The 23,921-nt window shown below is 39.6% G+C and carries 21 protein-coding genes, 1 tRNA gene and 2 riboswitches; of the genes, 7 read left to right on the top strand and 15 right to left on the bottom strand.

Going from position 1 to position 23,921, the window contains the following annotated elements:
* Positions 1 to 2: 2 nt before the first annotated feature.
* The 4 genes from ACN9MR_RS04315 (at position 3) to ACN9MR_RS04300 (ending at position 4,884) form a co-directional block, all read left to right on the top strand.
* Positions 3 to 1,319, top strand: a complete 1,317-nt coding sequence (locus ACN9MR_RS04315) for a TldD/PmbA family protein (RefSeq protein WP_057935209.1) — start codon at positions 3 to 5, stop codon at positions 1,317 to 1,319.
* Positions 1,320 to 1,619: 300 nt separating this feature from the next.
* Positions 1,620 to 3,260, top strand: coding sequence for a TldD/PmbA family protein (locus ACN9MR_RS04310; protein ID WP_426328396.1), 1,641 nt, complete (start codon positions 1,620 to 1,622; stop codon positions 3,258 to 3,260).
* A gap of 333 nt (positions 3,261 to 3,593) precedes the next feature.
* A riboswitch (SAM riboswitch) is annotated at positions 3,594 to 3,691 on the bottom strand.
* Between the two features lie 759 nt (positions 3,692 to 4,450).
* Positions 4,451 to 4,521: transfer RNA gene (locus tag ACN9MR_RS04305), tRNA-Cys, on the top strand.
* Between the two features lie 5 nt (positions 4,522 to 4,526).
* Positions 4,527 to 4,626: riboswitch (SAM riboswitch) on the top strand.
* Positions 4,627 to 4,704: 78 nt separating this feature from the next.
* Entirely contained in the window at positions 4,705 to 4,884 is a 180-nt protein-coding gene (locus ACN9MR_RS04300) for a hypothetical protein (RefSeq protein ID WP_426328395.1), read from the top strand.
* A 7-nt stretch (positions 4,885 to 4,891) separates the two neighbouring features.
* Here ACN9MR_RS04300 and ACN9MR_RS04295 read toward each other — a convergent pair whose 3' ends face one another.
* A complete protein-coding gene (locus ACN9MR_RS04295; RefSeq protein ID WP_426328394.1) occupies positions 4,892 to 5,083 on the bottom strand; it encodes a hypothetical protein in 192 nt (63 codons plus the stop codon).
* Between ACN9MR_RS04295 and ACN9MR_RS04290 the strand changes: the two genes are divergently transcribed.
* Positions 5,082 to 5,516, top strand: coding sequence for a DUF4833 domain-containing protein (locus ACN9MR_RS04290; protein WP_426328393.1), 435 nt, complete (start codon positions 5,082 to 5,084; stop codon positions 5,514 to 5,516). The two genes, ACN9MR_RS04295 and ACN9MR_RS04290, sit on opposite strands and share 2 nt — an antisense overlap.
* A gap of 133 nt (positions 5,517 to 5,649) precedes the next feature.
* Here the strand turns inward: ACN9MR_RS04290 and ACN9MR_RS04285 are convergent, their stop codons facing one another.
* The 6 genes from ACN9MR_RS04285 to ACN9MR_RS04260 form a co-directional block, all read right to left on the bottom strand.
* Entirely contained in the window at positions 5,650 to 5,925 is a 276-nt protein-coding gene (locus ACN9MR_RS04285; protein ID WP_426328392.1) for a hypothetical protein, read from the bottom strand.
* Between the two features lie 90 nt (positions 5,926 to 6,015).
* On the bottom strand, positions 6,016 to 6,480 hold the full coding sequence (locus tag ACN9MR_RS04280) for a hypothetical protein (protein ID WP_426328391.1): 465 nt from the start codon (positions 6,478 to 6,480) through the stop codon (positions 6,016 to 6,018).
* Positions 6,481 to 6,525: 45 nt separating this feature from the next.
* On the bottom strand, positions 6,526 to 7,854 hold the full coding sequence (locus ACN9MR_RS04275; protein ID WP_426328390.1) for an amidohydrolase: 1,329 nt from the start codon (positions 7,852 to 7,854) through the stop codon (positions 6,526 to 6,528).
* Between the two features lie 129 nt (positions 7,855 to 7,983).
* Positions 7,984 to 8,832, bottom strand: coding sequence for an AraC family transcriptional regulator (locus ACN9MR_RS04270; RefSeq protein ID WP_426328389.1), 849 nt, complete (start codon positions 8,830 to 8,832; stop codon positions 7,984 to 7,986).
* Positions 8,833 to 9,161: 329 nt separating this feature from the next.
* Positions 9,162 to 9,503, bottom strand: a complete 342-nt coding sequence (locus ACN9MR_RS04265) for a DUF3667 domain-containing protein (protein ID WP_426328388.1) — start codon at positions 9,501 to 9,503, stop codon at positions 9,162 to 9,164.
* A 5-nt stretch (positions 9,504 to 9,508) separates the two neighbouring features.
* The gene (locus tag ACN9MR_RS04260) at positions 9,509 to 9,766 is read right to left on the bottom strand and encodes a hypothetical protein (RefSeq protein WP_426328387.1); all 258 of its coding nucleotides are present in this window, start codon (positions 9,764 to 9,766) and stop codon (positions 9,509 to 9,511) included.
* A gap of 160 nt (positions 9,767 to 9,926) precedes the next feature.
* Here ACN9MR_RS04260 and ACN9MR_RS04255 point away from each other — a divergent pair, with 160 nt between their 5' ends.
* Positions 9,927 to 10,550 (top strand): TetR/AcrR family transcriptional regulator, encoded by a 624-nt coding sequence (locus ACN9MR_RS04255; protein ID WP_426328386.1) that lies wholly within the window; start codon positions 9,927 to 9,929, stop codon positions 10,548 to 10,550.
* A 107-nt stretch (positions 10,551 to 10,657) separates the two neighbouring features.
* Here the strand turns inward: ACN9MR_RS04255 and ACN9MR_RS04250 are convergent, their stop codons facing one another.
* Complete coding sequence (locus ACN9MR_RS04250) at positions 10,658 to 10,825, bottom strand: two-component regulator propeller domain-containing protein (RefSeq protein WP_426328385.1); 168 nt, start codon at positions 10,823 to 10,825, stop codon at positions 10,658 to 10,660.
* Positions 10,800 to 11,324, bottom strand: a complete 525-nt coding sequence (locus tag ACN9MR_RS04245) for a hypothetical protein (RefSeq protein ID WP_426328384.1) — start codon at positions 11,322 to 11,324, stop codon at positions 10,800 to 10,802. The genes ACN9MR_RS04250 and ACN9MR_RS04245 overlap by 26 nt, the downstream gene beginning before the upstream one ends.
* A gap of 178 nt (positions 11,325 to 11,502) precedes the next feature.
* Between ACN9MR_RS04245 and ACN9MR_RS04240 the strand changes: the two genes are divergently transcribed.
* Complete coding sequence (locus tag ACN9MR_RS04240; RefSeq protein WP_426328383.1) at positions 11,503 to 12,396, top strand: winged helix-turn-helix domain-containing protein; 894 nt, start codon at positions 11,503 to 11,505, stop codon at positions 12,394 to 12,396.
* A gap of 186 nt (positions 12,397 to 12,582) precedes the next feature.
* On the opposite strand, the gene ACN9MR_RS04235 is transcribed toward ACN9MR_RS04240, so the two are convergent.
* The 6 genes from ACN9MR_RS04235 to ACN9MR_RS04210 form a co-directional block, all read right to left on the bottom strand.
* The gene (locus ACN9MR_RS04235; protein ID WP_426328382.1) at positions 12,583 to 14,934 is read right to left on the bottom strand and encodes a TIM-barrel domain-containing protein; all 2,352 of its coding nucleotides are present in this window, start codon (positions 14,932 to 14,934) and stop codon (positions 12,583 to 12,585) included.
* 83 nt (positions 14,935 to 15,017) lie between these two features.
* A complete protein-coding gene (locus ACN9MR_RS04230) occupies positions 15,018 to 17,480 on the bottom strand; it encodes a ligand-binding sensor domain-containing protein (RefSeq protein WP_426328381.1) in 2,463 nt (820 codons plus the stop codon).
* Positions 17,481 to 17,990: 510 nt separating this feature from the next.
* Positions 17,991 to 19,166 (bottom strand): type IX secretion system outer membrane channel protein PorV, encoded by a 1,176-nt coding sequence (gene porV / locus ACN9MR_RS04225; protein ID WP_426328380.1) that lies wholly within the window; start codon positions 19,164 to 19,166, stop codon positions 17,991 to 17,993.
* A 238-nt stretch (positions 19,167 to 19,404) separates the two neighbouring features.
* Positions 19,405 to 19,560: a hypothetical protein gene (locus ACN9MR_RS04220; RefSeq protein ID WP_426328379.1), complete on the bottom strand. Its 156-nt coding sequence runs from the start codon at positions 19,558 to 19,560 to the stop codon at positions 19,405 to 19,407.
* Between the two features lie 1,315 nt (positions 19,561 to 20,875).
* The gene (locus ACN9MR_RS04215) at positions 20,876 to 22,291 is read right to left on the bottom strand and encodes an arylsulfatase (protein ID WP_426328378.1); all 1,416 of its coding nucleotides are present in this window, start codon (positions 22,289 to 22,291) and stop codon (positions 20,876 to 20,878) included.
* Between the two features lie 139 nt (positions 22,292 to 22,430).
* Positions 22,431 to 23,921, bottom strand: a complete 1,491-nt coding sequence (locus ACN9MR_RS04210) for a RagB/SusD family nutrient uptake outer membrane protein (protein ID WP_426328377.1) — start codon at positions 23,919 to 23,921, stop codon at positions 22,431 to 22,433.

Below are 23,921 nucleotides of genomic sequence, written 5' to 3'. Positions count from 1 at the left end.
TTATGGCCATATTAAGTAAAGAAGAAGCCCAGGCGATATTAAAAAAAGTAATCGGTTATTCGAAAGCCGATTTCTGCGAAGTAGGTTTAAACGGTTCTGATGGCGGGAACATCCGTTATGCCCGCAATGCGGTTTCTACCGCAGGGCAGATCAGTACCATGAGTTTAGGTGTAAGCTCCACTTTTGGTAAAAAAACTGGTTCGGCAACGATAAATGAATTTGATGATGCTTCCTTACAAAAGGTGGTAAAAAGAGCAGAAGAGCTGGCCATGCTGGCACCAGAAAACCCTGAATTTATGCCTCCATTAGGTCCACAGACTTTTGCAGAATCGAACACATACAATGCTAAAACTGCCGCCATGACTCCCGATACCAGGGCCGAAATGGTAGGAAAAAGTTTAAGTGTATCAAAGGCAGCTGGTTTAGATGCAGCCGGTTTCTTAGAAAACTCAACCCGTTTTAACGCGATCATGAACTCTAAAGGTCTGTTCGCCTACAATAAAGGTACCGATGTTTCTTTTTCAGTTACCGTTAGAAACAAGCAAGGAACAGGATCCGGCTACGTTGAGCAAGGCTTTAATGATCTCGACAAAATGGATACCCTGGCACTTAGCAAAATTGCGGCAAGCAAAGCCAATGGTTCTGCAGGTGCAAAAGCCATCGAACCAGGAAAATATACTGTTATTTTAGAACCACTTGCAGCAAGCGATATTATCGGGAATATGTTCAGGGGTTTTGATGCCAGAAGTGCTGATGAAGGCCGGAGCTTTATGAGCAAAAAGGGTGGTGGTACCCGTTTAGGAGAGCAATTGTTCTCAGAAAACGTAAATATCTACTCTGATCCAATGAATACTGAAATCCCGTCTTCGACATTCACAGGCGAAGGTTTACCGGTAAAAAGAACGCAATGGGTTGAAAAAGGAGTAGTTAAAAACCTGTCTTATTCAAGGTATTGGGCTGCACAAAAAAATGTTCAACCACTTCCTTTTAGCCGCAGCATGATCATCGAAGGTGGAACACAATCGTTGGAAGATTTGATCAAAAGTACTGAAAAAGGCATATTGGTTACCCGTTTCTGGTACATCCGTTCGGTAGATCCTCAAACATTATTACTGACTGGGTTAACGCGTGACGGTACTTTTTATATCGAAAATGGCGAAATTAAATTCCCGATCAAAAATTTCAGGTTCAACGAAAGTCCGGTAATTATGCTCAACAATGTTGAAGCTTTAGGTAAACCGGTAAGAACGGGAAGTGGATTGATTCCACCAATGAAAATCCGCGATTTTACGTTTACTTCACTATCGGATGCGATTTAATTGAATCGTCATCTCGAATGAAGTGCAACGAAATGGAGAGATCTAATAGTTGAATCAACTTGATAGATTTCTCCATTCCGCTGCCGATGGAAAATTGGCAGCTACAGTTGAAATGACGACCTTTTCAAGAATAAGCACTATTCCGTCCGAAGGTCACCCTGAGCGGAGTCGAAGGGCATCATTCAATCATCATCTCGAGCGGAGTGCGGCGAAGTCGAGAGATCTGCCTTGATAGATCTCTCCATTCCACTGCGTTCCAGTCGTATGACGACCCTTTTTTATTAATAAAAATCAAAAAAATTGAGAAGAAGAGATTTTTTATACATGACAGGTGTTGGCCTTGGTGCCAGCATGATGCCCAATATACCTGCCTTTGGCAAAATTATTTCTGTTGAAGAATCCTTAACGCCTGTTGATATTGCCTTAAAGAAGAAAATGGCCGATGTTGCCCTCAACGCTGCAAAAAGCAAAGGTGCAACTTATGCCGATGTACGCATTGGGCGGTATTTAAACCAGGTGGTGGCTACTAGAGAAACCAGGGTAGAAAACATCTCCAATTCAGAATCTTATGGTTTAGGCGTACGTGTGATTGCCAATGGAAGCTGGGGTTTTGCGGCAACCAATAACATGGACAATGCCAGCATTGCCAAAGCTGCAGAAGCTGCCGTAGCCATTGCCAAAGGAAATTCTAAACTCATGGAAGAACCTGTTCAATTGGCGGCACAAAAAGGATATGGGGAGGTAAGCTGGAAAACACCTATCGAAATCAATGCCTTTGAGGTACCCATCGCAGACAAAGTTGATCTGCTTTTAAAGGTAAATAGTGAGGCCATGAAAGGTGGTGCAAAATACATCAGTTCCAATCTGTTTATGATCAATGAACAGAAATATTTTGCGTCAACCGATGGTTCTTATATCGATCAGGATATCCACAGGATATGGCCAACCTTTACCTTAACCAAAACGGATGCAGCAATTGGCAAATTCGAAACCAGAAATGCCTTAAGCGCTCCAATGGGTATGGGTTTTGAATACCTTAAACCAAAAGACGAAGAAAAAATTAAAGGTGGCCCGGTTACGATGTACAAAAAGCGTTACGATATTTTGGAGGATGTACGCGAAGCAGCTGTACATGTTGATGAAAAACTAAAAGCCAAACCTGTTGCCCCTGGCAAATACGACCTGGTTTTAGATCCCTCTCACCTATTCTTAACCATCCACGAGTCTGTTGGCCACCCGACGGAGTTAGACCGCGTTTTAGGTTATGAAGCAAATTATGCAGGAACCAGTTTTTTAACGCTCGATAAATGGGAAAGCAAAAAATTCAACTTCGGGAGTAAAGAGGTAAACATTACTGGCGATAAACTAGAAGTGGGTTCATTAGGCGCAGTGGGTTATGATGATGAAGGTGTAAAATGTGGCCAATGGGATATTATTAAAGATGGGATTTTGGTGAATTACCAGACAATAAGAGATCAGGCACATATTTTAGGTTTAAAAGAATCGCAGGGTTGTTGCTATGCAGATAGCTGGGACAGTATTCAGTTCCAAAGGATGCCAAATGTTTCATTAGCACCTGGAAATGCAGCCCTAAGTGCTGCAGATATGGTAAAAAATGTAGAGAAAGGTATTTATATGTTTGGCCGTAACTCTTATTCTATCGATCAACAGCGTTATAATTTCCAGTTCAGCGCACAGTTGGCTTACGAAATTAAGGATGGCAAAATTGTAGGCATGTTTAAAGATGCTGCCTACCAAGCCAATACACAAGAATTCTGGAAATCCTGTGTACAACGCTGCGATAAAAACGACTACAGATTAGGCGGGACATTTTCGGATGGAAAAGGTCAGCCAGGACAAGCAAGTGCCGTTTCACATGGAAGTGCCACTACCCGTTTTAACGGAGTTAATGTGATTAATACGGGAAGGAAATTGGGGTAACTTCTAGAGAAACGTCATCTCGACTGAAGTGCAACGGAATGGAGAGATCTATAAGCTATATTCAATTCATAGATTTCTCGACTGCGCTCGAAATGACGACGATTCTAAGTTTTAAAAATAACAAAGGGGCATTCTATCCAGATATGCCCCTTTTTCTAACCAAATATAAACCTGTTAAAAACCAGGATTTTTTTTTATACATCTTCATGATGTTAATGATGCGGATTAACACTAGCCTGCGTAAAACCATATAGCACGGCTACAAACCGTTTACAGCTGCAAGGCTTTAACGAAATCCCTAACGAGAAACAGTGAGTTTACTTGTTATCGGTTAATTTATAATCTATTGCTAGATCAGTTTGAGCACTTTTTCCTATGGAAAGTTGCTAGAAGTTCAACGAGTACTGACTCTCCCTTCTTCTGTATAAATCAACTAATTAATGGTGGTGAATTAATTAGAGTAATAACCTAAACTAGTGGTGGTGATTAGTTAGGCCGTTCCTGATACCCCGGCAACTTATTGACTGAAATACATGACCACCATAATATTCTATCAAAAGGCCCCGGGGTACCAGGATTTTAAATAAGAATATCTGAATGAAAACCTTTAACAGGTGATCAGTATCTTAGCTTATACTAGCGGCAACAGCAGTTATACTGATCTGAATAATTGATCAGGGGATATGGCTGAGGTTGTCTGCGGAGTTTCATATTGAACGTAAATTTGCTAGTGAACTGTTTTATTTTTTGTAAAAGTATAAACTTCAATTAATTTAAACAAGTATTCCTATAGATTTTATAGACTTTAAGCATAAATAACTGATTTACAACTAAATAATTTACAATTATTGATTTAAGCAGGGCGTTTGTCATTCTGAACGTAGTGAAGAATCTTTAATTATTTAAGAATATAAAGTCAACTGTAAGATCCTTCGTTGCACTCAGGATGACAAATTTTGAGAATGCGATCGCCATCCTGATCCAATAGCTATCGGAATTTTTCATGATCTATCTACAATTTATTTTAAACACACAAACAGCTAAAAATCAATAAATTAAACAACAAAAAAATCTTAATAATCATAAATCTCACAAAAAACTACTATTTCTATAGAAATTATAGTAATTATTTTTACTTTTGTTGAGTCTTCTTCAAAAAGTGAATCTAAAGCTGCTTGAAAAGATCATATAGTCATGTGGCCGAGTGGTTAGGTAAAGGTCTGCAAAACCTAGTACGGCGGTTCGATTCCGTCCATGACGTCTAAATACTTATCAAGAAAGACGTAGGGAATGGCCCTTTGATGTCTTAGCAACCTGTTGATTAACAAGGTGCTAATTCCTTCTGCAATGGCAGAAAAGATGAGTTTGAAAACAGATTCCCTTACTGTTTTCGGCGAACGATCAATGGCTATCCCTTCCAAATTGGTAACCTAAATTTAATAATATGTCAGTTTATTTTGATTATCCATCCATCAGAGATTTTTTCGAGATCCACGGAAACACTTCCTGCGAAAAATTAGATGATTACGAACACTGTAAGGCCGAATCAGACCGGCTTTATAATGAACAACTTAACGAGATCAATGAAGAAATTTCACATGATCAATCCAAAACCGACACCTAAAAATTATTCAAACCTTTAGCTTAAACGCTCTTTTAAATAACAAGCCTAAAATGTATTCAACACCACCTAGACTACCCATTATACTCAAAGCCTTATTCACTATAATTTTAACCTTTTTCTTCTTTTCACCCCAAACATGGGCACAATCGAAAGATCCATCCCCTATCAGTTTTCCTACGCCTAAAAATGTAGACCACATGCTATTTTATCTTCAACGTGATCCGAATACCAACACCTTGATTTATGCACTAAACTTAAAAGAAAATGGCAGCATCAATGCTAATGATCCTATTCAGGTTTATTGGATCCGCTATGGTGAAAAAGGACAGAAAAAAGACCTGGGCTATATCCAACGGAAGTTTGCCTATGGTATCGATACGAAGGAATTGGGAACAGATAAATATGAATTTCGATTTGTATCACATAAAAAACTACCTTTTTATCTGCAAAGGTATAGTGATAAAAGCTATCATGTTTTGGTAACCATAAACAACCGGACCATCAGGGTTACTCGATTGTTTATCAGGATTCAGGGTGGCAGTTTCTGGCTTCCTAATGTAAAATACGCGGAAGTGGAAGGCGTTGATGAAGCAACGGGTAAGCCAATAGTTGAACGGATAAGTGTGAAGTAAACTAATTGTTGCTCAAGTTAAGATGTCATGTTGAGCCTGTCGAAACACATTGATTGTCCTTCGACAGGCTCAGGATGACAAATGAAAAAATAAATAAAAAATCGCAATTGACATTTAATTATGAAGTCCTCTACTATTTCGGCTCTTTTTTATTGTCAACCGCCGTACTAAATGTTTTATTGAACTCGCCTTTAATCCATTGTACTTTTCCGGAAGACTGCATGCCTGGGCCAATGATGTAATTTCCGGTTTCGGTATCGAGGATAACGACGAGATTGTTGGGATTTACTTCGGTACGGTACCTTCCGATATTTTGATCTTGTCCGTTTTTAAAACTGATGGCTGTAAACATTAAGCCTGCGCCCAGAAACCCCAACAAAAGGGATTTTGTGTCTAATGTGATTTTCATATCCTTAAGATTTATTTGTGTGTAAAATCAAGATAAGGTTTTTGAACACTACATTTTTATTCTATCAGAAATATTGCAATCTGCTTAAGGTTAAATTTTAAACATGAGATAAGTTAATGCAATGGCAATGAGTATAATTATTGTCAGTTTAACCAGAAAACTTTTAAGCGGCCCGTTATTTTCTGTTGCATTACCAGAGATGATGTTTTTAATGTCGGTATCCCTACCTTGTTGAGCAGTATTGGTTACAATCTGGTTTTGCATCAGCTTTTCGACATAATCTTTGCTTTCGGCCAAACCTGCACCTGTAGCATCTTTATAACATTTAATTGCATTTAACTTATTGCCCTGGCTCAAAATGGCCAATAATTGTTCGTCAAGATTAGCTGGTTTTGTTATCGGTTTCTGGGCACCAGCCTGCAATCCATCGGCATAATCTTTAGCGTCTTTTAAACCGCAGTGTGCATGATCCATAATTAACTTTACCGCAGCATTTTTTTGGTTATTGGCGATTAGCAACAATGCTTGCTGCTGTATATCGGAACTAACATTCATGCGTTTAAGTTAGCGAAATATGAACCAACTATCGATATGCTTCAGTTAGAAAACCAGATTCCCATCATGGATGAGTGATTTAACAGGCGATACCCTCGACACGGCTTCTGCAGAGCAACTGGCATCAACCAAAACCAGATTAGCTTTATCGCCTGTTTTAGGCCATTGTCTTTTTCCTTTATCATCTAACGGAAGGATATTACCTGTAGCCAGTTTCAATATCCTTGAAAGTTCAAATTCTGTACGGTAGCCATAAATTTGAGCAGCTATATTGGCCTTTTGCAAAATACTTCCTGTGCCAAAAGTATTCCAATGGTCAACAATACAATCATTACCCGCTACCACTTCTACACCATACTTGTACAGCGCAGGAACGGGCATCGGGTTACCCGAAAGTGGAATGGTTGAAGCTATTCCCATTTTTGCAGCACCAAGTTTTTCAGCAATTTCTTCGGTTTTGGTTTTATCGAGATACCTCAATGCAAAAGCATGGCTCACATAGGTTTTTCCTTTCAGCGCCGGGTTTTCCATTACTTTATCAATCAGGTATTCGATTGTTTTTACACCAGATTCACCCGACTCATGAAGGTGGATATCAATCCCCTTTCCATGATCCAGCGCCAGCTGTATTACAAAATCCATGTGTTTTTCAATGCCACCATCTATAGAAGTCGGATCTAACCCCCCGATAAAATCTATATCCATTTTAGCAGCTTCTTTCAGCAAATCTGCCGATTTGGTATAATAAATCCCATGTTGAGGAAAAGCCACAAGTTCTGCATGAAATGATTTCTTTTTATGCAATAACGCAGTTTCTAAATGTTTCAGGGAATCCAATCCCGAGGTTGGATCGATATTTACATGTGAACGGGCGTAACTGGTTCCGTATGATTGAAGTAACTCAATTAATTTTTCACTACGTAGTATAGAAGTTTTTAACAGCTCAGGAATTATCTGTTGCTCGAAAGCAATCATATCTTTTACAGATCCGTTCTTCTTCAAATGCGCCTGCCATGGCAATCCATAATAGGTTTTATCCAGATGGATATGCATATCCCTGAAAGCCGGGAGCATTAACAATCCCTTTGCGTCGATTGCTTTTGCATTAGGGTTATTAGGAAGAACATTCTTTACCTTACCGTCTTCCATCTCAATAATGAAAAGTTCGGTTTTTGTTTTGATTACTTCATCCTGATCATATTCGAATCCGGTTTCGAGCCTTACATTTTTTAGGATCAAAGTTTTTCCAGAAAAATTACTTGCTACATTTTCTTCTGCAATAGCTTGTTCTGTTGATAACAAACAGCTGCTCGCAAGCAAAATAGATGAGCTTTTAATAAAATCTTTTCTTGAGATCGAATTTGGGTTTATCATAACAGGATTTCTTTCCAACAAAAATAACTTTCTGTTATGTTTATGAATGGTAGGATTTATATTAAAAATTGTATCATTTATAACTATCCATATTTATTTATCGATTTTTAAAGCTATATCTTGCTCAATTCATAACTGTTCGCGAAATGAACGTGGTGTAATGCGGGTTTGGTTTTTAAAGAATTTAGAGAAATAGGCGACATCATAAAACCCGAGATCGAAGGCAATCGCTTTAATAGGCATTTCTGTAGTTAATAAAATCCGTTTTGCTTCGAGGATTAAACGTTCATGAATAAGCGCAGTAGCTGATACATGAAAATATTTTTTGCAGAGCATATTCAGATAATTTGCCGAAATACTTAACTGATCGGCATAAAATCCAACAAGTTTTTCCTTCTTATAATGCATATCGATCAGCGAGCGGTATTTAAACAATATAGGTTTGGTTTGGTAAACCGTTTGGTTATTGAATAGCGTTTCAGCCTCTTCACTAAGCATCAGCGCAATAAGCCTGATTCTGGCATTGATAATTTCCCAAAGTATGACAGGCTTTGCGAGTTCGGATCTGATGCTCTGAAATTCGTACAGGATTTTTCCGTAAGCTTCTGCACTTAAGTTTATTACCGGATAATTTTGGTATAAGATTAATGAAAAACGTAAAGAATTGGCCAACGTTTCGAATATGCTCCTACTAATCATAAGTTGATGAGCATGAGTTTCTTCACCGAGCTCCCATTTATGGATCTGCTCGGGGAACAATAAGTGCAACTGACCACTAGTAACCTGATGATCTAAAAAATCGATGGTATGCAGGCCGCTACCCTGTTCAAAAAGCATAAAAAGGAAAAAATCATGTTTATGTGGTTTTTCGATAAGCCTTTTTCCTAGTATTTCATGATAAAGCAAGTTATTCCCCGAATCTTGCCGGGGCCAAAATTCGCTGATATCGAGTGTAGGAAAATTTGCAATCACGTCCATCGATGAAAAATAACATTTTAGTATAGAAGTTACGAAAAAAGAATATGGAAAGTGAATGAAGGAATATTATTACGCAGGCTGCCAGCTATAAAATTAAAAAAGTATCCATGAAATAAAAACCATAGGCTATTCTTTTATTTCATGGATACTCACAAAAATGCAAGGCTAAAACTTACAGGCTATCTTTCATAGGTAGATGAAAATTATCAATGCTTCATTTTAACAATGGCGAATATCACCCCGATCAAAAATGACAAAACATAGTAAGAAGCCGGAACGAGAAATAGCAATAGTGAGTATCAGTTTTGGATGACCAGAGATAATCTTTTCTAGATCATTGCTCTGCTTTCCTCAGGCATCAGATCAGACATATTGCCGTGTGTATACGGCGCAATGAGACCTGATACCGTCAGAATGAGCAGGATGAGCGTCACAAAACTAAAATAAGGTTCCCTTTTGCCCTGAACAAATTCACGGACACTGTGCCCTGGCCGCGTAAAGAGACCTTTTAGGGTAAATAAAATGCCTTTATCTACATGCCAAACACCATGAACAAAATCATGTGTAAGGAAATGTTTAATGGAATAACGGTGTGTAGTAGATTTTTGTCCGCAATTTGCACAGTAATTCTGCGTAACCGGAGCAGCACAATTTAGACAATCTGTTAACATCGATACTATTTTTTGAAGTCTCTGTTTTTAATTTCAGTATTAATCTGCCCCAGGCTAATAAATGCTGGCAAAAATGTTAGCGAACAGCAAACAGGAACAATTACAAGCACTTTTGGCATTCTGGATGAAAAGGCAAGGTAAAGAATGATCACAAAGGCAGCAAGCAGCACCAAGCTCAGCCCAATCAGTACACCTTGTAAACCTTGCTTCTTTTTATATAATTCTTGTACAGATAATTCGGTAATAGGAATTCCCTTTTTCATATTATTTGAGGTGGAGTTAATGTAGTTCGGTTATTGCAAAGAAATGCACAATCATTCTGCATATCTCTTCTGCTGAACAAATATACAATATATCACCAATCGGTGATAAAAATATTTAAAATTGATTGTGTAATTTTCCGGCACGATTATTTTGCATCAAATGGGACAGAAAACAGTGGTTAAATCGGTAAGAAATAAAGAAAAAAGCAAGCAGAAGTTTTTAGATGCGATAGAGAAAATACTCCATACCAAAGGCTTTTCGGGCCTTAAGGTTAACGATATCGCACGTACTGCAGGCTTGGACAAAAAACTGATCTATAATTATTTTGGAGGAAAGGACGAACTCATTGATGAATATATCCGCTCTCAGGACTTTTGGAGCAATGTAAAAAAAGAGCCGGGAAGCCCGATGGTTAACGACGGTGGAAAAACATTTTCTAAAGAAATGCTGCGCGCTCAATTTGATTATGTCTTCAAAAATAAGGAACTCCAGAAAATCCTGCTTTGGGGATTAATAGAGAACAGAAAATCGTTAAAAAAACTCGCAAATGACCGTGAGGAAAATGGTGCCCTCTTATTTGAAAGTATTACCGATCCACACTTCAAAGAAAATTCAAACAGATACAGGGCCGTTATTGCACTGCTAATATCGGGAATATACTATCTAGACATTTACGCCACTACTAATGATTGCACTTTTTGTGGATTGGATCTAAAAAGTACTGAAGGAAGATCGGAAATTGAAAATGCTATTTCGTTTTTGATTGATAAAACTTACGAGTAAATCAAACAAACATCAATTGCATAAAAACCGGAAAGAATATCTCGAAAGTTTTCTTTCCGGCAATACTAATACTGAATTTGAATATTTTACCTCTACCCGTTTTACCATTAAAGCTTGTAAGGTATTTCTTTACCGTCTGGCAGGCGGGCATCATAACGGTATACTTCGTTTGAAGTGCCGAACCAAAGATCTCCTTTTCGATCTTCAAGGATATCTTGTTTACCGCAGGTGTAAACAACAGTCTTCAACTCAGCAACCGCCTTTGCGGGGGACACGTTTAAAAATTATTTTACCATCTCGTTCTACATAATCGCACGATACTATTGGATATGAATACTTAGGCGCGTACGATACGCTATGGCTTCTTATAAATATTTTGTCGTTAACTTTCAGGCTATGCAATTGCTCAAGTTGAGACTTTTCCGGCTCAAATTTCACGATATAATCGTCGTCGTTAATCCTCGCCATAATACCAAAACCTAATCTTGATCCCGGCGGAAGAGCAAGAGCGGTTACAACAGCCTCCATATTGGTAAAAGCACTTATATGTTTTCTTATTTTAGCAGCACCGGTAAGCACTTTTTTACCCCGGGGAGAGGCTTCCCATTCTTTGTACTTTATACCATCAGGGCTAGCCTCCCATTTTTTCCTTTCAGCAACAGAAAGCGGCTTTGGGGACGGCTTCCCAGTTTCAGTCTTGATTTCACGATTAGCAAATACCAGTCCGCTCACCACAACCAGTGGTAACATCAGCGCATAAATTACTTTTTTCATAATTTTTGTAGGTTTATTAAATTACATAAATTCTTTTGATAAGTCTGATCGGATAAGACATAATCTATTTTTCATATGCGATCAAACTTGATTCAGCAAAATTACTTTGATATTTTTCGACATGGAGCGCTTGGATTGTAAATAAAAATGTAAACTTTGTAAATAAAACGTTGACACTATGCATTTTAGTCAAAATCTCCTCTCCGGGAAATACAAATACCTGTTCGGATTGATATTACTCTCATTTATCTCTATAATCTGTGCGGCTTTCAGTATAACCGGTAGTAATGACTTTGATATGGCCAGAAGGGAAGTTTTGCTCCGCCGGATCGGACATGAATTACTCCTACAGTCGGGCGATAGTACGTCAAGAGTACTTCCTGTAGAAAAGATCTCCGGGAATGAATACCAAATCAGATTTGAGAAGCCTCTAACTTTCAAAACCGACTCGCTGGTTAATACAACCCAGCGCTTGTTGGCCAAAGACCCACTGGCGAATGATTATGTTGTTAATGTTCTGAACTGCGACGGTACAGATGTGGTGTATGGATACGCTATATCCAAAAACAAAAAAGATGATATTATAGCATGCAAAAGGAGAGCGCAACCCAGAGCATGTTACAGAATCAGCATTAAATTCAAACCGAAAGGTCTAAATGCAACAACGAAAGGTTATATTCTCGGTGGACTTCCTTTTTTAGCATTTATTGGTTTTATATTTTTGAGATCGGTTAAACCGCGAAGAGGTTTTCCCAATGATATCCGGAATACTAATGTGTTCACCTTAGGCTCAGTGATGTTCGATGCGAAAAATCGGAAACTTATCACAAATGGAAAGACCATAGACCTGACAGGAACTGAAACCCGTCTGCTGCTCATTTTTGCCATGTCTCCCAACGAGACTATAGAGCGAAGCCGGCTACAAAAAGAGATCTGGGAAGATGAAGGTGTTATTGTAGGGCGCAGTCTAGATATGTTTATATCAAAACTTAGAAAAAAACTCGAACTTGATCCGAATATCAACATTGTTGTTATACGCGGCAAAGGATATAAGCTTGAAATTAGCGTTTAAAAGATCTCTCCATTCCGTTGCACTCCAGTCGAGATGACGACCACTCTATCTGTTATGTGTGTAACTTATTGACAATAAATACCAGTTGATATACTCAGTAAATTAAAAAAGAGCGAATAGCGGAAAAGCCGTGTTAACAATAACAATGGCTTTCCCTGCTGCGTATATACTTCTGATAAGATCCGACTAAAATTTAATAGAAATCCTTTCTCCTTTATATTCGACTGATCTGACATTTTTTGTTTTGTCACTGGTTTTATTAGTATTCAAAGTGATAAGCTCAACATTGAAGTTTCTCTTTGCCAACATTCCGGTATAACTTCCTTTTCGATCGGAAATATTTAATGTCCTTGATTTTTGATCCCATTTCAACACAATGGTAGTGTAAGCCCCTTTTTCATAGTTATAGTTATCATTTTCATCCTCATAAAGTGTAAAATTTCCATTTGCACCTTCATAAACCCGGATATCAAGATTCTCCCATTTTTTCTCAGTAGAATACTGTACATCAGGACCGAATGGAATGATAGCACCAGCCTTCACATATAATGGAATGATATCAACAGGAGCGTCTGTCTCAACAGTCTGCCCTCCTACGCTATACTCATTCGTCCAGAAGTTATACCAGCCACTTCCTTTAGGTAAATAAACCGGAGATTTTCTTACCTGATATTTTGTTACCGGCGCAACCAGGATCGAGCGGCCAAACATATATTCATTACCAATCTCATGTGTACGCTGATCGGCAATAAAATCCATAATCAATGGGCGCATAAAGGTTCCGTTATTTTCGCTTACATCCCATGATGTACCATATATGTAAGGCAACAACTTATAACGGAGTTTTATGGATTTCTCCTGAGCATCAAAACACCATGAACCACGTTCACCGAAATTCCAGATCTCCCGTGGCAAGTCGGTTCCATGAGAACGCATCATTGGGCTGAAAGCCCCGAATTGCATCCAGCGAACATATAATTCCTGAAATTCGGGGTTTTTATTGCCACCATTATCTCGCCAACGTCCGGCAAAAAAACCACCGATATCGCTATTCCAGTTAGGTATCCCCATCAAGGTATAGTTTAACGCTGCCGGCACCTGTTTTTGAAGCATCTCCCAGCTCGATGTAACATCACCGCTCCAGGTGTTGGATCCAAAACGCTGCTGGCCAATGAAGCCTGATCTGGTAAGGATCACTACACGCTTGTCATGATTTAAAGCGCGCTGATTACTTGCAATCCCTTTATTGTGCATCAGACTGAACCCGTTTTTTACACTTCTGTAGCTACCTAAATGGGTAGGGAGGTCAAAATCAGATTCTTTGACGTTTATGTGGTCAGGTTCTGTTGAATCAAGCCACCACCCATCGTTACCAATATAGCTGAATATTCCCTTATTGAGGTATTGCCAGTAGATATCAAGTGCTTTTGGATTAAACACATCATAAGGTCTTGCGCCACTTTTCGGGGGCCAGGTATCAAAATTAATGATCATGTTCTTACTGTCGAACTCCTTGCGCTGAGGTGTTTTCGGACCAAAACCCGGCCATGTTACAATCAGGAGCTTTGCATTCAAACTATGAATCTCATCAACCCATTTTTTTGGATCTGGGAAACGCTCTTTATCAAAGCTTTGTGAATTCCAGGCACTATCTGTTTTATTATATTCCGGCCAATAACGCCAATCCTGAATAATTACATCCAGTGGAACTTTCAGGTTTCGGTACTTTTTAATAACATCCAGACTTTCATCCTGTGTATGATAACGTTCCTTGCTCTGAAAGAATCCATAAGCCCATAGCGGAAGCATTGGAGCTTTACCGGTTAGTCCACGCAGTTCTGAGATTACCCCATCCGTATTGTTACCAAACATGAAATAATAATCAGCGCAATGACCCAGGCTTTCAAAAGATAGTTCCTCTGGTTTATCCTCAAACTTAGAAATCGAATAATTGTCCCAGAATACCGCATAACCCTTTACGGAAAGAAAATATGGCGAATAAGTTGACATATTCTCATTTTTCATAAGGTGAGCGGAATTGCGCTGGTTAAATTTATTATCCATGATCTGGCCCACACCGTATATAGCTTCATCTTTATCCAGCAAAAAAGCATTCCGGACCTTGAATGACGGGGTTCCGGCATCATTTACAGGCGAAAACAGTGTGCCTCCGTCCTTGTCCTGCAGGAGTTGCTTGCCCGAAGCATTATAGAAATAAACCCCTCCAGTTTCTGCATTTACCTCTACCTGAATTTTGCTGCTTTTTATTACCAGATTCTGCCCTTTTTTCGCATACCTCACAACTACTTTATTTGGCACTGCCACAACTGAAAGGCTGGTTTTAAGATAAGGCTTGCCAATGGGTGTTTTGTAAACTCTCACCGTATTTTCTGAGTAGAATTCAACCGATATATCCATTTGCCGGGATGCAAACTTCAGCCCTTGTGCTGTCTTTTGTATGGGTTGTGCCCACCCATTCATGGTTAGCAAAAATGCAAAAAGCATAAATAAACTACCGGCTTTGTTGTAAAATTTCATAAGCATCATAAAGTTTTTATTTGATCATAACAAACATACTGCTGAACGGTGATGTTAAGACAATAACTATGTTGCAAAAAGTATCAATGTTGTTGATTTTTCACCTTGCGGGCATACTCTGAAGGCCTGCAGCCATATTGTTCAAAAAAACATTTACCCAGATAGCTTGAGCTGCTGAATCCCACCCTTTCAGTGATCTCTGAAATATTGAGTTTACCTTCCAGAATTAATTGTGCCGCTTTCTCCAGGCGAACATTGCGAATGAACAGTGATGGCGATTTATCAAGGAGTGTGATGAGTTTTCGGTAAAGTCCGGTACGGTCCATATTAAGATCACGGCTGAGCTGCTCTACTGAATAATCTGTAACTTCAATATTCATTTCTACCAGTTTCATCGCCCGTTCTAAAAATTCAGATTCTGCCTGGTTGAGGCCGGTTTTGGCCCCTGAAGCGTCGCTACGCTCCTCAACCGTTACAGGGAGGTTCTCTTTTTCTGCGAGAAGAACATTTTGCTGATCGATTAAGTTACGAATCCTGAGCAATAAAAGCTCTTCCCGATGAGTGCGTTCCAATGATTTTCTGGTGTGAGAAATATAAGCAAATATTGCTGCTGATATCAAAACTGAAGCCAATACTACCAAACAGATAATCGCTGGCAAAGTCTGCCACCAGGGTGCATTAATAGTTAGATCAAGTTCAGAAACCGGTCCATTCCATTCTTTATTGTTATTAGAAGCCATCACCCTTAGCTTATAATTACCGTGAGGCAGATTGGTATACGATATTTCGAGAACACCATGCCCGTTTACGCCATCATCCCTGCGACTGAAGGTCTCACGCCAGGACTTGTCTATCCCCATCAACTGGTATCGATAAAAGGTTTGAGATGGATTCTGATAGTTAAGCGCTGAAAACTGAAAAGTCAGAAAGTTTTGATCATAATCAAGGTGTATCTTTTTAACATAGGGTGCACTATTGATTAAAATTACACGATCACCATAACTTTTGCCCGGTTCAACTTTTTCTCCCTTTAAGAACAGATTAGTAAAAACAGGTTTAAACGGTAGCTTACGTTGCAAAAGGCGACTGGGTTTCAAAATGCTAAATCCATTTATTCCTCCAAAATAAAGGTCACCACTCAAACTTTCGTAAACAGCCTGATTTGTATATTCCCCCTCTAATGTACCAGCATTTGAATCGAAACTGGTAAAGTGAACATTTCCACTGATTGAATCAATTTCAAGCTTGTTAATGCCATAACTGGTGGTGATCCAGATGTTGTTATGGCTGTCTTGTAATATCGCCTGTATAAAATTGTTTGACAACCCATCCTTAGTATAAAACATATGCTGTTCCCCTGAAGGTTTAAATAATCTCAGCCCGTCTCCAGTTCCTGTCCATTTCCAGCCTCTCGAATCAGTAAGCTCTGCAGTATGGTCTATATTATAACCCATCAATGTTTGAGGATATTCCAATTTACGGCGCGCCATTGAAGGGATCGAAAAAACATCAACTTTCTCAAGTGCATTACCATTACTTAAGGTGGTCTTGTAACGGTAAAAGCCAGATTTACATTTCAGGTAAATATTTCCGGATACGTCCTCAGAAAATGCTTTCACCATGATATCGCCTAATAAGGCACCAGGAAAATACGATGCCCCGATATGCTTAAAAATATACCTTTCGGGATGATCATAGAGGATTCCTTGATTTACGGTTCCGAGCCAAAATCCTCCCTGTTTATCATAAAGCAATGTGCTGATCTCTGTATTCAGCTTACTTCCATCGGTTTTGTTTAGCAGTGGCCAATACCGTTTTTCACTACTAAAGCAATCAATTATCCAAATCCCCCTGGCGCAACTGATCGATGCTTTGCCCTTTGCATCCACAACTAAGGTATTTAAGCTATATTTTGTTTCAAGGATTTTTCTCCAGGCCTGTTTTTGAAGATCAAAGAAAAAGAACCCGCCATGGGTTCCATTTCGCAACTGATAAAAACCATTGCGCCCTTTGACCACCAGGGAAGTATTGCCAAACCTAGCGTAATCAGTATCGGGATATGCAGCTGCACTGTACAACTTACGTTTCGAACTCAGATCGTAGCACATCACCTTTCCTGTACTGTAGAAAAGATATAGCTTTTCTTCATCAGCGCTCACATCCTGCAATCTTCCCCAATCCTGCGATAGCTCAAATTCAAAAGTATGATCGCTAAGCACAAGTTTATCACCAATAAGCAACCATAGCCGCTGCTTTGTATCCATGAAGAAATTATCTATTGGCTTTGGAAAACCTATCTTTTTGAAATAACTCGCTAAATCTTGTGTATACCTCTCCTTGCGCAGATCAACCTGCAAAAGCTCTTTGTAGTCCTTTATCCAAAGTATGGAATCGCCTCTCAGATAAATCCTGTAAAAACCATCATATGTTTTTAACGGATATTTGCGTTGTGAATCCCGGTGAATATACTTAAACCCCACTCCATCGTAGATATTGATATTACCGGTGGTTTTGAAAACCATACGTCCGTCAGGTAACTGAAGCATGTAACGAACTTGGTTGTCACTCAGTCCGTGAAGAACATTAAGCGGTGTGAATACAAACTCTTGTGATTTCGCACAAGAAAACAGGGAAAGAAAGATTGAAATAAGGAAAATCGTTCGCTTCATTCTGGCTTCAAAGTTCTCATGGAATATCGGTGCAATTATGAATAAATTTAATTGAATAAGAAAATAATTTACCGCTGACGATCAGCGAATAAGAGATATAAAATGGTATTTACGCAGTATTCACCAATTTTTGTGTCATCATCATCAGCGCAATTGATTCTTAGTGCCCCGCATATTTGGGTTGAATTAAAATATTAATATTTGGTTACACGAATTTCGCAAAATAATCAATTTAAGCAATCGATTGCGTAAAAATAATTTTAGTGAGCTCCGATCATGTATAAATCCAATGGTTAGCCTTCCGATTAGCTTTTGGTTTACTCAACCAACTGGCCATAACATTTCCAAGATGCGGGAATCCAGAAGATGCCTTTAAAGACTTTAGGCTTACTTAAACTTCCTAAACTTTGTTTGTATACCAAAGCGCAGGGTATTCCGAAGTGGATTATAACCCGATCCTACCAGGTATGAAAAATCAAGGGAAAGGCTGCTATAATGAACTCCAAGACCAAGGGTGAGATAAGAGGTATTAGCTTTTTCGGGGTGCTGGTACAAGTAGCCGGCCCTGAGGTATAAAACATCCTTGAAACTCATCTCTGCGCCCGTTGATATGCCAACCTCTTTTAATTCTTCGCGAAAGCCTCCCGGGGCCTCACTGAAAGAGCCAAAAATCCCCGATGGCACCGAACGGTCAGGATCCCGGCCCTTTACTATATTCCCATCCAAACCGTAAACCGGCTGCGTTGGAGCCATCAGTTTATTAAAATCAAGCAATAATGTAAGCTTGTTCTCGCCTTCGCCTATTTTAAGTGCAGATCCTATCCTCATATTGGCGGGGAGGAAGTAAGACTGGGCGGTATTGCGATAAGTCATCTTTGTACCTATATTGGACAGGTTAACACCAAAGCTCAAAACCGCAGGACTGCCTGCCAACGTTATATCCGATTTCTGAAAAGCAGAAATATCTACAGCCAGGGCTTTTCCCGAGCCTCTGCCTCCATTAACTGTTGCTCCGCCAAAAAGGTTACTGCTGATATACCGTACATTTCCGCCAAGGGCAAAATCCGGACCAAGCTTGAGCGAATAGCCAAGATCAAATGCAGCTTCACTGGGGCTATAAACACCTAGATTCTGAAAATTTTCGTCGCTGAAATTAACATCCCCCATAGAAAAATACCTAATGGATGCAGATACTGTATTCCGCTCGTTCATCCGATAGTACCCGCTAAGGTATGAAATACTCATATCAGGGGCCAGCTGCTTAAGCCAGGGGCTATAAGAACCGGCGATGCCCAAATCCCTCTCCTGGAGAAATGCCAATGCGGATGTATTCATAACAGTAGAATTGGCATCAGGATCAAGGGCCACCCCCGCATTCCCCATTGCTCCTGATCTTGGCTGTGGCGTAATCAATAGGAATGGCACCGCAGTATAAATATTGTTCCTGGCGCTGGCATCGGTCTGGATGCCGTTTATGGATTGCCCAGACACTGTTTGATGCAAAAGAATCAGAATTAATAAAGCCCACTTTTTCGCAGGCATATTGTTTGATCGTATTTTCATAGGGTTAGATATATAAATGTAGATCGGGTGCACATTAAGTTTCGATGAGCGTTTATTATGGTTATGGTTTTCTTTATTGGGGACTATTAGCCCTATCAATGGGGTTAGGCCTACATTCGCGACATCCTCAAACTCTACAAGCCTGCCCCTAATTCCACACTATTTCCTTCCATTATATTTTTTAATTGCAGCAGATAAAAATTACGGCACCACCGTTTATGAGAATTATTTTCTATTGTTAATTGCTTGCGGGTACTGCCAGAATGGGTAATGGCAAAGTGTGCCATGTGTTGAGCGGTAAGTTATAATTTACAACCTGTTCTGCTCCTCCATTTTTGATGGCATAACGCATTATATTAGCGCTTTTTAGCTGGTAAAGTGAACGTTTTCCCATAAGTATGTAATTTAGTTGGTTATACATCAGATTTTGAGAACTGATTTCCATAAGGACACATGTTATCAACTTTAATACTTAGGTATTTAAAAAAATATTGGAATAACCAGCTCTATTTATAATACATGAAAACTTTGCTCTATTATTCGACAAACAATAGTAAATGGGAGGCAATATGCATAACAATGCTTAAAATAATAACCACTGCGCCAATGATCATTGCTTAAGTAAGCTCAGGATATTATTTTTAAATTAATTAGATCAATCAATTTTTTTCTGTGCGCCATAATAGTTAAGCAAGCAAAGCTGGTACTTGCTTTTAAAATTAGCATGCATTTTACAAGGGCTCAGTTTATATGGCCTGTTGCTTAAGGCTTATGGCTGCTTATCCCTGTAGATTCACCTCAAGACAGGCATTGAATTTGCATTGTGTCCGATTTTTATATTTCTGGTTTTCCCTATATCAGAATGGTGGTATTGAGCAAAAACGCTTCATCATTGGTTCGATTTATCCGGAGAAATGGCGGTTTTTTGAAAATGATTGTCGAAACACCCGAATTAAGTCACAGCGTTTCCCTCCAAACCTTCCCGCTTGATTCAGATCATTAATTATCAGATTAACAAATGTTTAACAAAAAAAGTCGGAGTTAGAATTAAAGGCAGGCTTAATTCCTTTAAGCTAAGGACATGGGTATGGCAGAGCCAGCTTAAACAACTAAAATAGCGATCTTAAGGAAGAGGCGCTATTTTAGTTAATTTTTATTAAGGTTTTATTACTTAAAATCACGTAGCTTCATTAAGAGCATAGAGGCCTGAAACGGATAGACCTGCCAGCTTATATACAGTTGGCTTAGAGCCTATTTTATTTTAAATTATTAGTATGTCAGTCTGTCCAAAGGACTCCTGTGGAGAGCGTTGTCGAAGACCTGTTTTTAGATATATTAAAGCAATCGACTCCGCTACTATTGACAGATCCTATAGAAAGATCGTCATTGCTGTAAAGGTTTAGTAATTCGGTAACAGAATTACTAAACCTTTACAATTGCGAGGAACTAAGCAATCTTTCATGCTAGTGATCCTTTCCATAAAGATTGCTTCGTCGGCTGAAAAAGCCTTCTCGCAATGACGATAATCTGAGGAGATTTAATCTCTTAAATTCTCCTATCATTTATATTGATTTTTATACAATAAATTGTCCCTCAGGGTGACAAAAATGTTAGATAAGTAAAATAATTGTATCAAATCTAAACAGGCTCTTAAACTATTTAACTATAACCGTTGGTTCCCGATCGAGCATAAATGGAGAATACGGCCTTTATTTTACCGTCCAATAAGGCGAATCTGTTCTGGCGGTTAATAGATAATCCTCAATTTTCTTCACAATATCAGGATGGGCAGCAGCCACATCATTGGTTTCGCCAATATCCGTTTTAATGTCGTAAAGTTCGAGTTTATGATGTCTTTTCACCCCTTTCCACCGACCATAACGCACGCCCTGCTCAAAGCCCAATTCAAAAAACTCCCAATATAGAAAGCGGTCGGTTTTAACCTTACCCCCCTTAATAACCGGATATATGCTAGTGCCGTCTGTACGGAATCCGGCAGTTTTACCGGCAATCTCTCCAAAAGTTGGCATAATATCAGGGAAATACCCCGGCACATCACTTGTTTTCGGCGCATTTTTAATAAAGGGCGCCCATGCGATAAACGGAATCCTGATCCCTCCATCGTACATATCCCTTTTGTATCCTTTAAGTTTACCGTTCGAATCAAAGAATTCGGATACCGCTTTCAGCTGACTGGTCGGCTCAGACCTTGGGCCATTATCTGATGCAAAAAACACAATTGTATTCTCCGACAAGCCACTTTTGATCAGGTAATCTTTTATTTTACCTACCGACTGGTCTAAATAATACACCATAGCCGCATAGGTCTTCATATCTTCAGGCCAGTTTTTATTCTTATAGATGGCCTGGTCTGGAACATCCAGCGGTGAATGCGGATTATTAAAGTTCAGCATTAAAAAGAAAGGCTTTTTGTTATCTTTTTGGGTTTCCAGATAAGCAAGTGCCTCATCTGTACAGATATTGGTTTCATAATAGCTTTTTCTCGCATTGGTATTTGCTTCTACCGTCAGGAGCTTGCCATTTACATAACGGTGATCAGGCCAATAGGTGCTTGCGTAAGTTGAGGGAATATTAATCAGCCATCCCGAAAATTTATCGAAGCCCCTTTGTAAAGGTGTAGCGAGCGAATCATATCCATCTACATGCCATTTTCCAACCAGTGAAGTATTATAACCGGCATCCTGCATCAGGTTTCCTATAGTATAATCATCTTTGGTAAGATTGGCCCGGTACACCACATTTTTCCCTTTTTTCCCCGCAAGTCCTCCTTGTTCGGTTGCATTGCCCCTAATGGTAGCATGCCCGGTGTTGAGGCCTGTAAGGATGGATCCACGTGAGGGTGAACAGACCGGAGCACCAGCATAAAAATCGGTAAACCGTGTTCCTTCATTGGCCAGCTTATCGATGTTGGGCGTGAGGATCTGTTTTTGCCCGTAAACACCAACATCTCCATAACCCAGGTCATCAGCCAGAATAAAAACAATATTGGGCTTTTGCCCAGCCTTTCGCTGCGCAAATATTGCTCCATTATACAGCAACGAAAAACCAATGATGATTAAACTTCTTTTGATCATTTTATTGAATTGAAATCTTATTCTTCCCATAATATACTAGTGCTAAGTTAAGTATGAATTATCATTTTATACTCCCGCCGATTATGCGGAATACGCTGGTTTATATGTTCAGCGATTATCACTGAAATCAGCGGGAAAATAGAACCGCCATTTTACTATTAACACAACATTAGTTATAGCCCGGATTTTGAGTATAAAGGCCAGGTGCAGTCTGAATTTCTGCCGCAGGCACCGGATAAATAACATAGTTCGGTACAATTTCATTAATTTTCGTAATCGCATCGGCTGCTCTCCAGGCATTAATCTGCGAAACAGCCAGGCCTTCGCGCACAAGATCGTTCCAGCGGAGCCCTTCGCCTAAAAACTCCCTTTGCCGCTCCTGCATTAAGGTCTGAATATTTACATTCGATAATGCCCCTACGCCAGCCCTGGCCCTCACCCTGTTCACAGCCGCGTCTACATCACTTTGAGTGCCTGCTGCACCATGAAGGATACACTCGGCTTTCATCAGCAATATATCGGTATAACGCAGTACGATAAAATTAATCGGCCAATCTCTTCCCGATAAGCCCTTTTTAGCCACATCAATATATTTTTTAATAAAAGGACCAGCAGTATAGGTAGTCGCTACATTGAAAGGGTATCGCACATCGGTGCCGCTTACCGTATTGGTAGTGTAAGAATTGACCAAACTTTTTGATACCGGAAAAGTACTGGCTCCATAGCCGTTCCCAAAACTGTTAGAAATTCCATTGCTTGTCCAATAAGCTACAGGCACCAAATGGGAAGGAAAACCTGCTCCGTTTAAACTCGAAGCAAACTGTACATCAAAAACAACTTCACTATTATTTTCGTTGGTGTAAGAAAATATCGATGCATAATTGGAGGCAAAACTGTAAGGACTCCCGGTAAGTACTGCATCGAACAAAGCAGCAGCCTTATCATATTCATTGCTGTTAAGGCCAGGTCCGTTTATACCATAAGTAGGTCCGGATTTAGTAAGATAAACCAGTCCCAGCAGCCCTTTTGCAGCATAAGAAGTTGGCCTTCCAAGGTCAGTCCCTGTAAAAGTTGCCGGTAAATTGGCCACTGCATACTGCAGATCAGATTCGATCAATGCATAAACATCGGCTACCGGACTACGTGGAATGCTTGCTACTTCCACAGCGCTTTTTACCGTCGATATTAATGGCACCTGGCCAAAAGTCCGTACCAGGGAAAAATAGTAGAATGCCCGTAAGAACCGGACTTCGGCGGCATACCTTGTTGCATTTGCGGCAGTGAGCACACTTCCTTTGGTTTCTAATGCTGCCAGAACAGTATTCGCATTATATATCCCGTTGAAATTGGCTTTCCAGGCAGTTGTGATAAATCCTGTTGTGGTAATACTCGGTGTAAAATTATTGATCCCGTCCCAATCGCGGTTACCATCAGAAGTCGCATTTAAGTTGTCGCTGCGCATTTCACCAAGCCACAATGCCTGACTGGGATAATTGCTCAACTGGGAATACACCCCATTTACCGCCTGAAGAAAGTCGTTATTATTGGTAAAAAAATTCTCTGTAGCCAAACTCGACTCTGGCGTTTGATTTAATTGTTTTTCGCAACTGCCCAACAGTAGTATTGCGGAGAACAGGGTTAAGTATATTTTCGTTTTCAT

Source organism: Pedobacter sp. R-06 (assembly GCF_049913135.1).
Lineage (GTDB): Bacteria > Bacteroidota > Bacteroidia > Sphingobacteriales > Sphingobacteriaceae > Pedobacter.
Note: the sequence above shows the minus strand (reverse complement) of the source record. Positions and strands in the feature narration are given on the sequence as shown.

Bases quoted from the DNA above. Each gene is read 5' to 3' on its own strand.
- ACN9MR_RS04315 (WP_057935209.1), top strand. From the start codon at position 3: ATGGCCATATTAAGTAAAGAAGAAGCCCAGGCGATATTAAAAAAAGTA.
- ACN9MR_RS04300 (WP_426328395.1), top strand. From the start codon at position 4,705: ATGTCAGTTTATTTTGATTATCCATCCATCAGAGATTTTTTCGAGATC.
- ACN9MR_RS04290 (WP_426328393.1), top strand. From the start codon at position 5,082: ATGCTATTTTATCTTCAACGTGATCCGAATACCAACACCTTGATTTAT.
- ACN9MR_RS04295 (WP_426328394.1), bottom strand. From the start codon at position 5,083: ATGTGGTCTACATTTTTAGGCGTAGGAAAACTGATAGGGGATGGATCT.
- ACN9MR_RS04285 (WP_426328392.1), bottom strand. From the start codon at position 5,925: ATGAAAATCACATTAGACACAAAATCCCTTTTGTTGGGGTTTCTGGGC.
- ACN9MR_RS04280 (WP_426328391.1), bottom strand. From the start codon at position 6,480: ATGAATGTTAGTTCCGATATACAGCAGCAAGCATTGTTGCTAATCGCC.
- ACN9MR_RS04275 (WP_426328390.1), bottom strand. From the start codon at position 7,854: ATGATAAACCCAAATTCGATCTCAAGAAAAGATTTTATTAAAAGCTCA.
- ACN9MR_RS04270 (WP_426328389.1), bottom strand. From the start codon at position 8,832: ATGGACGTGATTGCAAATTTTCCTACACTCGATATCAGCGAATTTTGG.
- ACN9MR_RS04265 (WP_426328388.1), bottom strand. From the start codon at position 9,503: ATGTTAACAGATTGTCTAAATTGTGCTGCTCCGGTTACGCAGAATTAC.
- ACN9MR_RS04260 (WP_426328387.1), bottom strand. From the start codon at position 9,766: ATGAAAAAGGGAATTCCTATTACCGAATTATCTGTACAAGAATTATAT.
- ACN9MR_RS04255 (WP_426328386.1), top strand. From the start codon at position 9,927: ATGGGACAGAAAACAGTGGTTAAATCGGTAAGAAATAAAGAAAAAAGC.
- ACN9MR_RS04245 (WP_426328384.1), bottom strand. From the start codon at position 11,324: ATGAAAAAAGTAATTTATGCGCTGATGTTACCACTGGTTGTGGTGAGC.
- ACN9MR_RS04240 (WP_426328383.1), top strand. From the start codon at position 11,503: ATGCATTTTAGTCAAAATCTCCTCTCCGGGAAATACAAATACCTGTTC.
- ACN9MR_RS04235 (WP_426328382.1), bottom strand. From the start codon at position 14,934: ATGAAATTTTACAACAAAGCCGGTAGTTTATTTATGCTTTTTGCATTT.
- ACN9MR_RS04230 (WP_426328381.1), bottom strand. From the start codon at position 17,480: ATGCTTCAGTTACCTGACGGACGTATGGTTTTCAAAACCACCGGTAAT.
- porV (WP_426328380.1), bottom strand. From the start codon at position 19,166: ATGAAAATACGATCAAACAATATGCCTGCGAAAAAGTGGGCTTTATTA.
- ACN9MR_RS04220 (WP_426328379.1), bottom strand. From the start codon at position 19,560: ATGGGAAAACGTTCACTTTACCAGCTAAAAAGCGCTAATATAATGCGT.
- ACN9MR_RS04215 (WP_426328378.1), bottom strand. From the start codon at position 22,291: ATGGGAAGAATAAGATTTCAATTCAATAAAATGATCAAAAGAAGTTTA.
- ACN9MR_RS04210 (WP_426328377.1), bottom strand. From the start codon at position 23,921: ATGAAAACGAAAATATACTTAACCCTGTTCTCCGCAATACTACTGTTG.